13 protein-coding genes are annotated in these 16,027 nt (G+C 32.5%); 8 read left to right on the top strand and 5 right to left on the bottom strand.

Translation table 11 applies throughout. The features are described 5' to 3' along the window. The first annotated feature begins 15 nt into the window (after positions 1-15). Both ACNG5D_RS10175 and ACNG5D_RS10170 read left to right on the top strand, forming a co-directional pair. Positions 16-2,790 (top strand): bifunctional aconitate hydratase 2/2-methylisocitrate dehydratase, encoded by a 2,775-nt coding sequence (locus tag ACNG5D_RS10175; RefSeq protein WP_418183409.1) that lies wholly within the window; start codon positions 16-18, stop codon positions 2,788-2,790. A 317-nt stretch (positions 2,791-3,107) separates the two neighbouring features. After that, on the top strand, positions 3,108-5,378 hold the full coding sequence (locus ACNG5D_RS10170) for an aconitate hydratase (protein WP_418183408.1): 2,271 nt from the start codon (positions 3,108-3,110) through the stop codon (positions 5,376-5,378). A 62-nt stretch (positions 5,379-5,440) separates the two neighbouring features. Here the strand turns inward: ACNG5D_RS10170 and ACNG5D_RS10165 are convergent, their stop codons facing one another. Continuing rightward, on the bottom strand, positions 5,441-6,130 hold the full coding sequence (locus ACNG5D_RS10165) for a hypothetical protein (protein ID WP_418183407.1): 690 nt from the start codon (positions 6,128-6,130) through the stop codon (positions 5,441-5,443). Positions 6,131-6,516: 386 nt separating this feature from the next. Here ACNG5D_RS10165 and mazG point away from each other — a divergent pair, with 386 nt between their 5' ends. The 6 genes from mazG (at position 6,517) to ACNG5D_RS10135 (ending at position 11,213) form a co-directional block, all read left to right on the top strand. Further along, positions 6,517-7,290: a nucleoside triphosphate pyrophosphohydrolase gene (mazG, locus tag ACNG5D_RS10160; protein WP_418183406.1), complete on the top strand. Its 774-nt coding sequence runs from the start codon at positions 6,517-6,519 to the stop codon at positions 7,288-7,290. A gap of 435 nt (positions 7,291-7,725) precedes the next feature. After that, positions 7,726-8,163: a GNAT family N-acetyltransferase gene (locus tag ACNG5D_RS10155; RefSeq protein WP_418183405.1), complete on the top strand. Its 438-nt coding sequence runs from the start codon at positions 7,726-7,728 to the stop codon at positions 8,161-8,163. A gap of 36 nt (positions 8,164-8,199) precedes the next feature. Beyond that, a complete protein-coding gene (locus tag ACNG5D_RS10150; protein WP_418183404.1) occupies positions 8,200-8,391 on the top strand; it encodes a hypothetical protein in 192 nt (63 codons plus the stop codon). A 31-nt stretch (positions 8,392-8,422) separates the two neighbouring features. Further along, positions 8,423-9,229, top strand: coding sequence for a pyrroline-5-carboxylate reductase (gene proC / locus ACNG5D_RS10145; RefSeq protein WP_418183403.1), 807 nt, complete (start codon positions 8,423-8,425; stop codon positions 9,227-9,229). A 2-nt stretch (positions 9,230-9,231) separates the two neighbouring features. Then, positions 9,232-10,002: a glutamate 5-kinase gene (gene proB / locus ACNG5D_RS10140; protein WP_418183402.1), complete on the top strand. Its 771-nt coding sequence runs from the start codon at positions 9,232-9,234 to the stop codon at positions 10,000-10,002. Positions 10,003-10,013: 11 nt separating this feature from the next. After that, positions 10,014-11,213 (top strand): glutamate-5-semialdehyde dehydrogenase, encoded by a 1,200-nt coding sequence (locus ACNG5D_RS10135; protein ID WP_418183401.1) that lies wholly within the window; start codon positions 10,014-10,016, stop codon positions 11,211-11,213. 72 nt (positions 11,214-11,285) lie between these two features. On the opposite strand, the gene ACNG5D_RS10130 is transcribed toward ACNG5D_RS10135, so the two are convergent. The 4 genes from ACNG5D_RS10130 to ACNG5D_RS10115 form a co-directional block, all read right to left on the bottom strand. Next, positions 11,286-13,241 carry a DUF349 domain-containing protein gene (locus ACNG5D_RS10130; RefSeq protein ID WP_418183400.1) on the bottom strand — a complete coding sequence of 652 codons (1,956 nt, stop codon included), beginning with the start codon at positions 13,239-13,241 and terminating at the stop codon, positions 11,286-11,288. An 86-nt stretch (positions 13,242-13,327) separates the two neighbouring features. Next, positions 13,328-14,068 (bottom strand): shikimate dehydrogenase family protein, encoded by a 741-nt coding sequence (locus ACNG5D_RS10125; protein ID WP_418183399.1) that lies wholly within the window; start codon positions 14,066-14,068, stop codon positions 13,328-13,330. Beyond that, a complete protein-coding gene (locus ACNG5D_RS10120) occupies positions 14,065-15,081 on the bottom strand; it encodes a DUF368 domain-containing protein (protein WP_418183398.1) in 1,017 nt (338 codons plus the stop codon). Before ACNG5D_RS10120 ends, ACNG5D_RS10125 begins: the two co-directional genes overlap by 4 nt. Next, positions 15,081-15,998 carry a polyprenyl-phosphate transporter gene (locus ACNG5D_RS10115; RefSeq protein WP_418183397.1) on the bottom strand — a complete coding sequence of 306 codons (918 nt, stop codon included), beginning with the start codon at positions 15,996-15,998 and terminating at the stop codon, positions 15,081-15,083. Before ACNG5D_RS10115 ends, ACNG5D_RS10120 begins: the two co-directional genes overlap by 1 nt. Positions 15,999-16,027 lie beyond the last annotated feature (29 nt).

Raw genomic sequence — 16,027 nt, 5'->3', positions numbered from 1 at the left:
GAAAACACTTCTTTTATGAACATTTATAAAAACTACCTCCAAGAGATAGAAGACAGAAAAGGTCTGGGGCTTCATCCAAAGCCAATAGATGGTGCCGATTTGTTAAGCGCTATTATAGCACAAATTAAAGATTTGGATAATGAGTATAGAGACGATTCTCTAAACTTTTTTATCTACAATGTTTTGCCCGGAACCACAAGTGCTGCAGGAGTAAAAGCTGAGTTTTTAAAAGAAATTGTTTTAGGAACAGAAGTCGTAAAAGAAATTACACCAGAATTTGCTTTAGAACAATTATCGCATATGAAAGGTGGCCCATCAGTTAAAGTATTATTAGATTTAGCTTTAGGTGATAATGAAACCATTGCTAAAGAAGCAGCAAAGGTGTTAAAAACACAAGTTTTTCTTTACGAGGCAGATACCTCTCGTTTAGAAAATGCTTTTAATAACGGAAGCGCCATAGCTAAAGATATTATAGAAAGCTACGCACAAGCAGAATTTTTCACCAAACTTCCAGAAGTAGATGAAGAAATTCAAGTTGTAACATACATTGCAGGAGTTGGCGATATTTCAACAGATTTGTTATCACCAGGAGGAGATGCGCATTCGCGATCAGATCGAGAACTTCATGGACAATGTATTTTCGAGCATAACAAAGAGATGCAAAAAGAAGTATTAGCATTAAAAGCACAACACCCAGATAAACGCGTAATGCTTATCGCCGAAAAAGGAACTATGGGAGTTGGTTCTTCTAGAATGTCTGGCGTAAATAATGTGGCATTATGGACAGGTATTTCTTCAAGTCCTTACGTACCGTTTATTAATATAGCACCTGTAATTGCGGGTACAAATGGTATTGCTCCAATTTTTTTAACAACAGTAGGAGTAACCGGAGGTATTGGATTAGACCTTAAAAACTGGGTAAAACAAAAAGATGCAGAAGGCAATACTGTTGTTGATGCAGATGGCGAACCAGTATTAAAAGAAGAGTACTCTGTAGCAACAGGAACAGTACTTACAATTAACACTAAAGAGAAAAAACTATATAACGGAACAACAGAATTAAAAGATGTTTCTGCAGCATTTACACCACAAAAAATGGAGTTCATGAAAGCAGGAGGTTCTTACGCTGTAGTTTTCGGTAAAAAATTACAAACATTTGCAGCTAAAGTATTAGGTATAGATGTACCTCAAGTTTATGCCCCTTCAAAAGAAGTTTCTATTGAAGGTCAAGGTTTAACAGCAGTAGAGAAAATATTCAATAAAAATGCCGTAGGTACTTCTGGAGCAACGTTACATGCAGGTTCTTATGTTCGTGCAGAAGTAAACATAGTAGGCTCTCAAGATACTACAGGTTTAATGACATCGCAAGAGTTAGAAATGATGGCTGCAACAGTTATTTCGCCAATTGTAGATGGTGCTTACCAATCAGGTTGTCATACAGCTTCAGTTTGGGATGATAAATCTAAAGCTAATATTCCAAGGTTAATGAAATTCATGAACGACTTTGGTTTAATAACTGGTCGCGATCCAAAAGGAAAGTACTTCCCAATGACAGACGTTATCCATAAAGTATTAAATGATATTACAGTAGGAGATTGGGATATCATTATTGGAGGCGACTCTCATACACGTATGTCTAAAGGTGTTGCTTTTGGAGCAGATTCTGGCACAGTAGCCCTAGCATTAGCAACAGGCGAAGCTTCAATGCCAATTCCAGAATCGGTAAAAGTAACCTTTAAAGGTAATATGAAATCGTATATGGATTTCCGCGATGTGGTACATGCCACACAACAACAAATGTTAAAGCAGTTTGGAGGCGAAAACGTATTTCAAGGTCGTGTTATAGAGGTGCATATTGGAACACTAACTGCCGATCAAGCTTTTACATTTACAGACTGGACAGCAGAGATGAAAGCAAAAGCATCAATCTGTATTTCAGAAGACGAAACTTTAATCGAGTCTCTCGAAATAGCTAAAGCTCGTATCCAAATCATGATTGAAAAAGGTATGGATAACGAAAAACAAGTACTTAAAGGGCTTGTTGAAAAAGCTGAAACTAGAATTACAGAACTTAAAACAGGCATTAAACCATCGTTAAGGCCAGATGCTAATGCTAAATACCATGCAGAAGTTATTATCGATTTAGATGAAATAGCCGAGCCAATGATAGCCGATCCAGATGTAAACAACGACGATGTTTCTAAACGTTACACACACGATACTATACGTCCGTTATCATACTACGGCGGTACTAAAAAAGTAGATTTAGGATTCGTAGGGTCTTGTATGGTACATAAAGGCGATATGAAAATATTAGCACAAATGCTAAAAAACATTGAAGCGCAACAAGGAAAAGTAGAATTTAAAGCACCTTTAGTTGTAGCGCCACCAACATATAATATTGTAGACGAGCTAAAAGCAGAAGGCGATTGGGAAGTATTACAAAAATACTCAGGATTTGAGTTTGATGATAATGCACCAAAAGGATTAGCACGTACCAAATACGAAAACATGCTGTACCTAGAGCGCCCAGGGTGTAACCTATGTATGGGTAACCAAGAAAAAGCAGAACCAGGAGATACGGTTATGGCAACATCAACACGTTTATTCCAAGGTCGAGTTGTAAAAGATTCTGGCGAGAAAAAAGGAGAATCTCTTTTATCATCAACACCAGTAGTAGTTTTATCTACAATTTTAGGCAGAACTCCAACAATGGCAGAATACGAAGCCGCAGTAGAAGGTATTGTTTTAACTAAATTTAAACCATCAACAAAGCAATTGGTTAGATAACTTAATATCTATCATATAAATAATTCAAAATCCTGAGTCTTAGACTTAGGATTTTTTTTTTTTGGCGTTACCACAAGGGTCGGGCTTTCCGTTACAAGTCCTCGCACTTCCTGCGTCAGGCTGTGGGCTATCCACTATAATCCCTAACGCAAAGGCTAACTAAAACATCAAATAAGCAATTCAAGCAGGCATAATTATTAACACAAACAATAAAAAAGCTAGTTAATTATTTAAAATTAAAGTCAATATGCACTTTTAAAACCATGCTTTATTTTGTATATTTAGAAGAATAATAATAGAACAAAAAAAGAAATTATATGGCATTCGATATTGATATGATTAAAGAGGTTTATACCAAAATGGCAGAGCGTGTAGATAAAGCACGCAGCATTGTAGGTAAACCATTAACACTTTCAGAAAAAATACTATATTCTCACCTTTGGGATGGTACACCGTCAAAGGCATTTATAAGAGGAAAAGATTATGTAGATTTTGCTCCAGATCGTATAGCATGTCAAGATGCAACAGCGCAAATGGCCTTGTTGCAATTCATGCAAGCCGGAAAACCTAAAGTAGCAGTGCCAACAACGGTACATTGCGACCATTTAATTCAGGCAAAAGAAGGCGCAGTAAAAGACTTAAAACACGCCAATAACGTAAGTAGCGAGGTTTTCAATTTTTTAGAGTCTGTATCTAATAAATACGGTATTGGGTTTTGGAAACCCGGAGCAGGAATAATTCATCAAGTAGTTTTAGAAAATTATGCATTTCCAGGTGGTATGATGATTGGTACCGATTCGCACACCGTAAATGCTGGCGGATTAGGCATGGTAGCCATTGGCGTAGGAGGAGCAGATGCGGTAGATGTTATGGCGGGTATGGCTTGGGAGCTTAAATTCCCTAAACTAATAGGAGTTAAGTTAACAGGTAAATTATCAGGCTGGACAGCTCCAAAAGATGTTATTTTAAAAGTAGCCGAAATTCTTACTGTAAAAGGAGGCACCGGAGCTATTGTAGAATATTTTGGACCAGGAGCAATAGCTATGTCTTGTACAGGAAAAGGAACTATTTGTAATATGGGGGCAGAAATAGGCGCAACAACATCTACTTTCGGGTACGATGCTTCTATGGAACGTTACTTACGCTCTACAGATAGAGCCGATGTAGCAGATGCTGCAAATAAAGTAAAAGCGCACTTAACAGCCGATGAAGAGGTGTATGCTAATCCAGAACAATTTTTCGATCAAGTTATAGAAATTAATTTGTCAGAACTTGGTCCATTATTAAATGGTCCTTTTACACCAGATTTATCAACAGAAGTTGGTAGCGCTATGACTAAAAAAGCAACCGATAACGATTGGCCACTTAAAGTAGAGTGGGGGTTAATTGGTTCGTGTACAAACTCATCTTACGAAGATTTATCGCGTGCATCATCCATAGCACAACAAGCCTTAGATAAAGGACTAAAAATAAAAGCCGATTTAGGTATAAATCCAGGGTCTGAGCAAGTAAGATATACAGCAGAGCGCGATGGAATTCTTGGCATTTTCGACAAGCTAGATGCAAAAATATTTACCAACGCTTGCGGACCATGTATTGGGCAATGGGCAAGATATAACGACCCTAAAAATGCACCAAAAAATAGCATTGTGCATTCTTTTAACAGAAACTTTGCTAAGCGTGCCGATGGTAACCCAAACACCCATGCTTTTGTTGCCTCTCCAGAAATAACAGCAGCTATTGCTGTTGCTGGACGTTTAGATTTTAATCCGTTAACCGATAAGTTAATTAACGAAAACGGCGAAGAAGTCATGTTCGATGAGCCTACAGGATGGGAGCTACCACCTAAAGGGTTTGAGGTAAAAGATAATGGATATCTAGCTCCAGAGGCCGATGGTAGCCATGTACAAGTATCGGTTAAAAACGATTCAGAACGTTTACAGTTATTAACACCATTTACACCGCTTGGCAATACTATAACAGGAGCAAAACTTTTAATTAAAGCCTTTGGAAAATGTACTACCGATCATATTTCTATGGCAGGACCATGGTTGCGTTTTCGTGGGCATCTAGATAATATAGCAAACAATACGTTAATAGGAGCCGTAAATGCGTTTAATAAAAAAACAAATTTTGTTAAAAACCAATTAACTGGCGATTATGGAGGTGTGCCAGATGTGCAACGCGAGTATAAAAAAGTTGGTATTAAAACGATAGTTGTTGGCGATCATAATTATGGCGAAGGCTCGTCAAGAGAGCACGCTGCTATGCAACCACGCCATTTAGGTGTTGCTGCAGTTATTGTAAAATCGTTTGCTAGAATACACGAAACTAACCTTAAAAAACAAGGTATGTTAGGCTTAACATTTAGTAACGAAGCCGATTACGATTTAATTCAAGAAGATGATACATTTAACTTTTTAGACTTAAATGCATTTGCACCCAATACTCCATTAACATTAGAAATCGTTCATGAAAATGGAACAAAAGATACCATGAAGTTAAACCATACTTATAATGAAGCACAAATTAAGTGGTATAACGAGGGTTCTGCATTAAACCTTATTAAAAAGGAAAATAAATCTTAAAAATTAAGTTCATAATTTATTTTATAAAACCATTACAATTATTTGTAATGGTTTTTTATTATTTACCTAAGTTGATAGATGGTGCAATAGCTATCTGGCGAGTTTCCTAAAATATTAACATTAGCTAAAGAAGATGATAGTTTAAATGTAATTGTATCATTTTCAAGTAAATCGATAACGGTTGAAACATGGCGTATTGGAGATGTAATATTAATAAGTGCTACAACAAAACTAGGAAAACTCTGTTCGGCTATTAATACATCGTTTTTATAAATACCAATACCAAAATCTGTGCTAATAGAAATTGGAGAGTTAATTTTAATTTGGGCACTAACGTTATAAATACCATCTTGTTTTGCTGTAAAGGTATATGTTGTAGGGTCAAATTCATTATTACTATCTATAAGTTCATTATCAAACTCAACAAGGCTATAACCAAAACCTAAACTTAAAGTTATTAAATGGCTTACATTACCCGTATTAGAAAAAGTAGCTCTAACCATACTTGGTATAGCCGCATTAATAACGTCTGTGCCTTCAACTCTATTTATTTTACCTGTTTTAGAAATTACCAATATAGAATCACGTATTACATCGTAATTGGTTTCATGTATTGTGGCTTGTACTTTTAAATCGCCATTTACGTCTAGCATGGCTGTAGGGCTGGTTGTTCCAATTCCTACGCCTTGAGATTGTATGGTATTAGATACAACGAGTAAGAAGAATAAAAAACTAATTTTAATAGCATTCATTATAGTTAATTTTTGGGGGCAAACTAAAAATTAAATAAATGTGAGAACGGTATTTTGTTGTAAATACCTTACAAAAATACAAAAAATAATTTATTTTCTGTTGTTTATTAAATTTAGACTTATAATTACGTTTTTTAAGAGTTAAATGAATTAAATAGCAAACACATGTTTTACAATTTTTATATGTTTAAAAAAACTAGATTTTAGCTGTTTTTACTTTTTTGAGGTGTTTTGTTTAATGTTCCTCTCATAAAAATCATTTCAATGTTTTTTATCAAAAGTTAAACGAAATTAGCTATTTTTTCTGACAAAATCAATTAATAATTTTGAGGTATAAATCCTATTAAAAAAATCTTCAAAAGTGTATTTTTACAAAAACTTAAAGCATGAATTCAAGACAAGATCAACTCAAAGCTTTTAATCGTTTATTAACTATTATGGACGAGTTACGCGAACAATGCCCATGGGATAAAAAGCAAACCATGGAAACTCTTCGCCATTTAACTATAGAAGAAACTTACGAACTTGGCGATGCCATTCTAGATAATAATTTAGAAGAAGTTAAAAAAGAACTTGGCGATGTATTGTTGCACATAGTATTTTACTCTAAAATAGGAAGCGAAACCAATAGTTTTGATATTGCCGATGTTTGTAATACCGTATGCGATAAGTTAATACATAGACACCCGCATATTTATAGCAATGTAAAAGTTAAAAACGAAGATGATGTTAAGCGTAACTGGGAAAACTTAAAACTTAAAGAAGGAAAAAAGAGTGTTTTAGAAGGTGTGCCAAAAAGCTTACCAGCTTTAGTAAAAGCAAATAGAATTCAAGAAAAAGTAGCCGGCGTTGGTTTTGATTGGGAAAAACCAGAACAAGTTTGGGAAAAGGTAGAAGAAGAACTTAATGAGTTTAAAACCGAAGTAAAAACAGGAAATAAAGATAATATGGAAAGCGAATTTGGCGATGTATTATTCTCTATGGTTAACTATGCACGCTTTTTAAATATAAACCCAGAAAACGCATTAGAACGCACTAATAAAAAGTTTACTAAACGGTTTCAATATCTTGAAGATAAAGCAAAAGGTTTAAATAAACCTTTAAAAGACATGACACTTTCTGAGATGGATGTATTTTGGGAAGAAGCTAAACTTTTATAAAATAATAGGCAACAAATTACAGCATCAAAATTATTAAGTAAACAATACTTATTATTTTTTAAATGAATTACACAAAATATCAAAAGAGTTAATATTTTACTCTAACTACAACGTTTTAGTTGTTTTTATTGATATTATCTTAACACTATCCATTTGATTTTGAGGCTCTTTTTTTGTACTTTTGCAGTATGGTAAAGGGAATACATGAAAAGCGAAACACAAGAATCTTCAACTTTAATTTTTTGGTTTTTAGAAATCAATCAGATAAATTCATCCCTCCAACTACGTAGTAAATCCTTAAAGTAGTTTTTTAAACACCATTTTATTCAACAATAATTAATTAGTTATTTTTTTTAATAACTAACAATACTTTGCTATTTGTAATTTTTAGCAAATACATCTTTCGTATTAAGATGTAATAAAACATAGCCATAAATGATTATTAATACCTATGATGCCTTTACAAGGCTATCTATTATTGATATAAACCGTATTACAAACTTTTTATATAATAATTCTGGAGCGTTTAAAGACTCTAAAAGTGCCATTCGTAAATCTATTATGTATGCCGCAAAAGAGTTGCCCGGTTTAGGTGGTTATGTTTTTGTTATAGAACATAAAGAAGAAATTTTAGGTGCTGTTGTAGTAAATATAACGGGTATGAACGAGTATTTATCTGAAAATATTTTGGTTTACCTAGCTGTTAAAGATGGTTTTAGAAAAAAAGGTATAGCCAAAAAATTAATAATACACACAACAAAATATTGTAAAGGAGAAATAGCGATACATGTTAATATTAAAGACCCTGTTATAAGGTTATTTCAAAAACAGGGTTTTAAAGCAAGAAATATAGAGTTACGGTTAGAAAGGTAGCCAAAACAATAAAAATAAATCACTAAAAATTGTTATATGAAAATTATAGAAGTAAAAAGAGAAACAAAAGTAGAAAAAAGACATACCGTTAAAATGGGAGAGCTAACAACAAAAGTTACTTATGTAAAAAAGTACCTTTTAGGCTTACCTATAAAAACACTCCATAAATACCGCGAAACATACTACGGAGAAGTTAAAGATTGCAAAGATTGTATGTTGTTTATTTAAAAGCTTAAATACTAACCAAAAAATATATTAAATGAAAGTACTCGTAATTGGCGCAGGTAACATGGGGCTTACTTATGCAGAAGGTATGTCTAAATCTAAACTCTTAAAAAAGCGAAATATTATGGTTTTAGATAAGTCTGAAGAAAAAATGGAAGCACTCAATAAAATATCCCATTTTGATGCGTTTGATGAGTTAGATGAATGTGTGCCTAAAGCAGATATTATTTTTATAGCAGTAAAACCCTATCATGCCGAAACTGTTTTTAAAGCTATTCGTAAACTTGTAAATGAGCAACAAATTATAATCTCTATAATGGCAGGTGTTACAATTTCTACTATTAAAGAGATAACAGGTTTAAATAAAGTAGTTAGAGCTATGCCTAACTTGCCAGCACAAATTGGTAAAGGATTAACATCATACGTTACCTCGCCAGCAGTTTCAAGAATAGAAATGCTTACTGTAGAGAGTTTACTCGATACAACAGGCAAATCGGTTCGTGTATCTAATGAGAATTTAATAGATGCATCAACAGGAATATCAGGTAGCGGGCCAGCATATGTATTTTATTTTATGCAAAGTATGATGGAGGCAGCGCTACAAATGGGATTTTCTAAAAACGATTCTACAGTTTTAGTAAGCCAAACCTTTACAGGAGCTGTAGAGTTGTTTAATAACTCTAATTTATCACCTAACTCTTGGATGGAAAAAGTAGCATCAAAAGGCGGAACAACAAGAGCTGCACTAGATTCTATGGAAGATAATAATATAAACGAATTAATTAAAGAAGCTGCTTTTGCTGCATTTAATCGTGCAGTAGAATTAGGTAAAGAATATTAAAAATGTTTAAAGAAAGAATCGTTATAAAAGTTGGTACTAACGTAATGACCAACCGAGATAATAGAATAGTAAGGCCCGTTTTAAGGCGTTTAGTAAAGCAAATTTCAGAATTACACGAAAGAGGTATTATGACTATTTTAGTGTCTTCTGGTTCTGTTAGCGCCGGTAAAGAAGTTTTAGGAAAATCGAAAATAAAAGATAAAACACAAAGACGACAAGTATATTCTGCTATTGGGCAACCAAGAATGATGCGGCTTTATTATAATATTTTTCATGATTATGGAATGAAATGCGCACAAGTTTTGCCAACTAAAAGAGATTTTAGCCCTGGAGTTCACAGGCAAAACATGATTAATTGTTGCGAAGGTTTAATATCCGAAGGGGTTATTCCTATAGCTAATGAAGATGATGCTGTATCTGTTACCATGTCTATGTTTTCTGATAATGATGAGTTGGCAAGTTTAATTGCACAATTATTAAATGCCGATAAACTTATTATTTTAACAGATATTGATGGGCTTTATACAGGGCATCCTGAAGAAGATAATAGCGATTTAATTAAAAACGTTGCTCCAGAAGAGGATTTAAATAGATACATAAAAGATAGTAATAAAACCGAAGGAGAAGGACGAGGCGGAATGGGATCAAAATTAGATTATGCACAACAAGCAGCAGCCAATAACATTCCAACCTTTATAGCCAACGGAAAACGAGATAATACCATTATTGATATAATTGAAGGTAAAGTAGTTGGTACAAAAGTATCATTATAAAAAAAATGAAAATGAAAATTTTATCAGAGAAAGTAAAAAATAATGTTTTAAGTAGCATGATTAAGCTATTAAAGGAACATGAAGAAGCTATATTGAAAGCAAATAAAAAAGATATTGAAGCTTTTAATAAAGAAGACCAAGCCATGTATGACCGTTTAATTTTAAATGCAAATAAGGTTAAAGGAATGATTACGGCTATAGAAGAAGTAAAGGCACAAGACGATCCAGTAAATAAAATAATAAGTAAAAACAAACTAAAAAGTGGTTTAGAAGTTATAAATAAAACAGCACCGTTTGGAACCATTATGATTATTTACGAATCTAGGCCAGATGTAACTGTCGAGGCTGCTGTACTAGCTTTTAAAGCAAATAATAACATATTGCTTAAAGGCGGTAAAGAAGCTATACATAGTAACACGTTTATTGTTAAACTTTGGCACAAAGCGTTACAAGAAAATAATTTAAGTACACATTATATAAAACTCTTAAATTTAAACCGTCAAGATACACAGGCCTTTTTAAAAAATCCTACAGAACCATTAGATTTAATAGTGCCAAGAGGCGGGGAGCAATTAATAAATTTTGTTAAAGAGCATGCAAAATGTGCTGTTTTAGTTAGCGGCCGCGGAAATAATTTTTTATATGTAGATGAACATGCAGATTGGAAACAAGCTATAGAGGTTATTATTAATGCAAAAACACATAAAATATCGGCTTGTAATGCACTTGATAAAATATTAGTTAGTAAGCATATTCCTGATTATAGCCACAAAATTAAAGAACTTAATACATTACTTAAAAGTAACCAAGTAAAAGTTTTAGTTGATGATGAGATTAAAACCATTTTAAATGAAGAAGAATTGATTAATGAAGATGCAATATGGTATCAAGAATTTTTAGAATTAAAGTGTTGCATAGGCGCTGTTAGTTCTGTTAATGATGCTGTAAAAACAATAAACCAATACTCTGGTGGGCACTCTGCAACAATAATAACTAGTAACTCTAAAGCAGCAAGTAGCTTTATGGAACATGTAGATTGTGCGGTTGTATACCAAAACGCATCAACTAGATTTACAGATGGTGGCCAAATAGGTGTTGGGGCAGAGCTTGCAATTAGTACCGATAAATTACACCATAGAGGTCCTTTAGGACTTAAAGAACTTGTTACTAATAAATACTACGTTTTTGGAAATGGGCATGTAAGAGTTTAAACTCGACTTAAAATACTTCAAAAAAAAATCATAATTACTAGTAATTATGATTTTTTTTGAATTGAAAAACTCTTAATAGCGTTCTTTTATCTTTTTTAGTTTTTCTTTCCAGATTGTTAAATCATCTTTATGTTTTTTAATGTTAATATGTACATCTTTAACTAATGGGTTATCTTCTTCAACATTAGTAAAAAACTGTAAATTGTTTTCAAGCTGATTTATTTGTCCTTTTACTTCGGTAATTTTTTTACGAATAAATGTACGCTCGTTATCAAGATTTTTTGTGTTATCAGAATCGTTAAGACTATCAAGCTTATTTTCATACTTTATCATTTCGGCTTCAGTTTTATCAACTTTTAAGTCTGTTAACAACTCATCAATTGCTTTTTGAAATTTACCGTCTATATAGCGTTTATCGTTTGGTACTCGACCTATAGCTTGCCATTGCTTAATTTGGTCTTTTATAGATTCAATACCTTTTTCTTTATCATCATTAGGTAACTTTAAATCTTTTAGTGTATTTAAAAAGGTATTCTTTTTATTGTAGGCATCAATTTGTTCTTGACTTGCAGCATTTCGTTTAGCATGAATTCTATCAAAATAATAGTTACAAGCAGTTTTAAAACGTTTCCATATTTTATCGCTATCTTTTCTAGGAACATGACCAATTTTTTTCCAATCGCTTTGAATTTTTTTCATCAAAGGAGTTGTTATTTCAAAATCTTCACTGTCTTTATTGTCTTCGGCAATTTTAATTAAATCTAGTTTTTGTTGTAGATTTTTGTATTGGTCTTTTTTTAATTCTTTGTAAAATGCATTCTTTTTTCTATTAAATAACCTAACAGCGCCTTTAAATTTTGCCCAGGTATCTTCGTTTACTTTTAAAGGTACTTTACCAGCATTAAAAAAGGCTTCTCTAAGAGCTTCAACTTCTTTTATTTTCTTTTGTAAGCCCCCATGAGATTTGTTTTCGCTTGCGGTTATTGCATCTATTTTCGAAATAATTTCGAGTTTGTTTTCTAAGTTTTTTTCGTAAATCTTGTCTATTTCTTTGTAATAGACTTGGCGTTTGTCGTTAATTGTTTTTGTTGCGTCTTTAAAACGTTGCCAAATACTTTCTCTATGTTCTCTAGGTACGGGGCCAAGCTCTTCTTTCCACATTTTATGAAGTTCTTGAAGTTCTCTAAAGGCTCGCATAGCATCATCATCTTTAGCTAACTCTTCTGCACGTTCTATAATTAATAGTTTTTTTTCTAAATTATGTTTAAAATCTAGGTCGCGTAGCTCTCTATTTATGTTTAAAAAATCGTAGAAACGTTCTACATGATGGTGGTAACTATTCCAAGCATTGTTATATTTATCTCTTGGAATTGGCCCTGTATTTCTCCAGCGTTCTTGCAACTCTTTAAAGTGTTTGTAGGTCGTGTTAATGTTTTCTTCAACATTAATTAAGCCTTTTAATTCTTCAATAATTTCAAGTTTTTTGGCTAGGTTTTGTTTTAAATTTTGCTCTAAACTTTGGTAGTGAGCGTTTACTTTTTTTCTATAGTTTCTGTAAGCTTCTTTGTATCTTTTTTGAACTGGTGATGCGTAGTAAAAATCTATTTCGTTACCACCATTGTTAATAAAGTCTTCCTTTTTTTCGTCTATTAAAGCTTGAAATTTTGTTTTAAACTCTGTATTAATATTATCTACATGAGATTTTATAGCTTGAACTTTTTCTTTTTCTATCAGTTTTTCTAGTTCTATAGCTAAGGCTTCTAACGACATGGTGTCGTAGGCTTTTACCTCTATAGTGTGTCTTTCTTTATTGCCTTCGTCTTCGGCATCTTCGGCATTAGACTCGTCAATTTCATTAATAATTTCATCACCTTCGTCTGTTATAACATTTTCAGTAGAATTTTCAACCGTATTTGCATCTGTAGGTGAGTCTACAGTATTTTCGTTATTTGTAATTGGTGCGGCGTTGTTGTTAGAATTTGTTTCTTCTTTTCCGTCTACTTCTTGGGGTTTGTTAATATCAGACATTTTTTTAAATGTTAAGGTTCGTCAAAATTACTTTCGACTTTAAAGATACTAACAAGTAAAGTAATTACAAAGCACTATGAACTGTTTTATTTAATATCCCAAATAGACCAAGATTTTTCTGCTTGTAGTACAAGCATATCTAACCCGTTAATTATTGTTGCTCCATTTTGTTTTCCGTGGTAAAGGAATTTGGTTTCTTCTGGGTTGTATATTAAATCAAATAAAATATGATTTTTGCCAATAGCAGAATAAGGTATATTTGGGCAATCTTTAATGTTAGGAAATGTACCTAATGGTGTACAGTTAATAATTATTTGATGTTTTAAAATATCGTTTTCGGTTAACATATCGTAAGTAAAACTTACGTCTTTCTTTAATGTTCTGGATACGTATTTATATTTTATCCCCATTTTTTTTAAACTGTAAGCAATAGCTTTGCTTGCTCCACCTGTACCTAAAATTAATGCGCGTTTATGCTTGTATTTTACAAAAGGTTTTAATGAGTTTTTAAACCCATAACAGTCTGTGTTATAACCTACTAATTTTCCTTTTTTTGTTATTTTTATAGTATTTACAGCGCCTATAGCTTTAGCTTTTTTGTTAATTTTATCAAGAAAAGGCATAACCTGTTCTTTGTAAGGTATTGTTACGTTAATACCTTTTAGGTTTTCTGTATTTTTTATTATTGAAGGGAGTAGGTTGATGTTTTCTATGTCGAAATTTTCATAAGAGACATTATTTATTTTTTCCTCTTCAAATTTATTTTTAAAATAAGATCTTGAGAAAGAATATGAAATATCTTTACCTAATAAGCCTAATTTTTTCATGTAACTTTTCTAGTTTTTTGTCCGTACCATTCTAATGCCAAAACTATGGCAATTCCTAAGAAAATAAAACAAATAGCATAATAAGTTTGAGTATTTAAATCAGGAATAAAACGTTGGTAGTTTTTAATAATCATTTCGCCTCTAGAATCTAAAATGGCATTTCCGGTGCTGTCTAATTTATATATTGTTCTTTTCCAGGGCCATACTACACCTAACGAGCCAATAATAAACCCAATAATTGTAGAAAGTGTAATGTTTTTGTGGTGCTTTAAAATATAGCTTAGCGCATGAGAAAACGTAACAAGACCTGTTACAGAGCCTAGTGTAAATACTATTAAAACTTTTAATAACCTTATGCGTTCTGGGTTTTCAATAAAACTTAAATGGCCTCTAATAACTTCAGAAAAAGTATCATATAACGCATTAACAGAATCGACTAATAGTAAAACATAATTGCCTAAAAGTATTAGAATAAAGGATCCTGAAAACCCGGGTAATGTCATACCTGAAACACTTATTATTCCGCAGAAAAAAACAAACCAAAGATTGTCGTTTTCTTTTGCTGGATTTAAAAAACTAATGCTAATGCCTAGTAAAATACCAATTGCAAGAGCAGAGTAAGTTTTGTAATTCCAGTCTTTAAAATCTTTGTTAATGTAATAAATAGAGCCTATTATCATTCCAAAAAAAACACTCCAAACAAAGAGTTCGTAGTGTTTTATAAGATAATCTAATATTTTTGAAATGCTAAAATAACTTATAATCATTCCTGAAAAAAGGAGGCTTAAAAACCGCCCATTTATATACCTATAAAAACTTTTAAAACGACCGTTAAAGAGTAGCATAAAGGCTTTTTTGTTTACTTTTTTTAGCGAATAAATAAACTCTTCATAAAAACCAGCGACAAAGGCAACAACACCACCAGAAACTCCAGGAACTTTATTAGCAGCTCCCATACCTAACCCTTTTAAGATTAGAAAAATTTTATCTGTAAATGTTCTGGTACTTTGCATTATTTTTTCGAGCCTACACGCTCTAGGATAAAAATAGTTAAAAAGCCTAATAGCATTAAAACAATTGCAAGTAGTATTTGGTTGTTTCCTTCAAAGGCAAAAGGCGATATACTTTCTTGTAATAATGGCGCTTTTATTCCTTTAGAGTTTGTGTGCCATGATAGCGTGTTTTTCCATGGCCAAACTTTATTAAGCGACCCAAAAATAAATCCTGTTAGCAAAGCTAATGTTATATTGTGGTAGTTTTTAAATAGCCATTTTAATACATGGCTAAAGCTTAATAAACCAACTACAGCTCCTGCTGCAAAAATTATTATTTTCTTTATATCTAAATCATGAATGGCGTTGCTTAAGGTTTTATATGCACCTAGAATAATTAGAATAAATGATCCAGAAATTCCAGGGAGTATCATGGCGCAAATGGCAATAGCACCAGCAAAAAATAAAAACCAAGGGTTATCATTAGTGCCTAAAGATGGTAATTTGCTTATATAAAAGGCAATAACAGCACCAATAATTAAAGTAAATATAGTTGCTAAATTCCATTTCGTTATTTGTTTACCAACAAAATAAATACTGGCTACAATAAGCCCAAAAAAGAACGACCAGATTAAAATAGGATGATACTCTAATAAATATTTGGCAAGCCGCATAAACGATATAAAACTAATAATTATACCTGTAAGTAGTGCTAATAAAAAATTACCGTTTGCTTGTTGCCAAAACGCTTTTAAGCCTTTGCTAAAAAGGGTTTTAAATAAATTTGCATTAACATTACTAATTGTAGATATAAGTTCTTCGTATATTCCAGAAATGAATGCTATAGTGCCTCCAGATACACCCGGAACGGCATCTGCGGCGCCCATGGCTAAGCCTTTAAATGATATAATTAAGTAATCTTTTAAGCGTCTTTGCATATTATTGATTTTTTGCGAAAACCAAAGGT

The sequence above is a fragment of the Algibacter ulvanivorans genome, assembly GCF_048381495.1.
Taxonomy (GTDB): domain Bacteria; phylum Bacteroidota; class Bacteroidia; order Flavobacteriales; family Flavobacteriaceae; genus Algibacter_B; species Algibacter_B ulvanivorans.
This window is presented reverse-complemented; position numbering and strand designations above follow the sequence as displayed.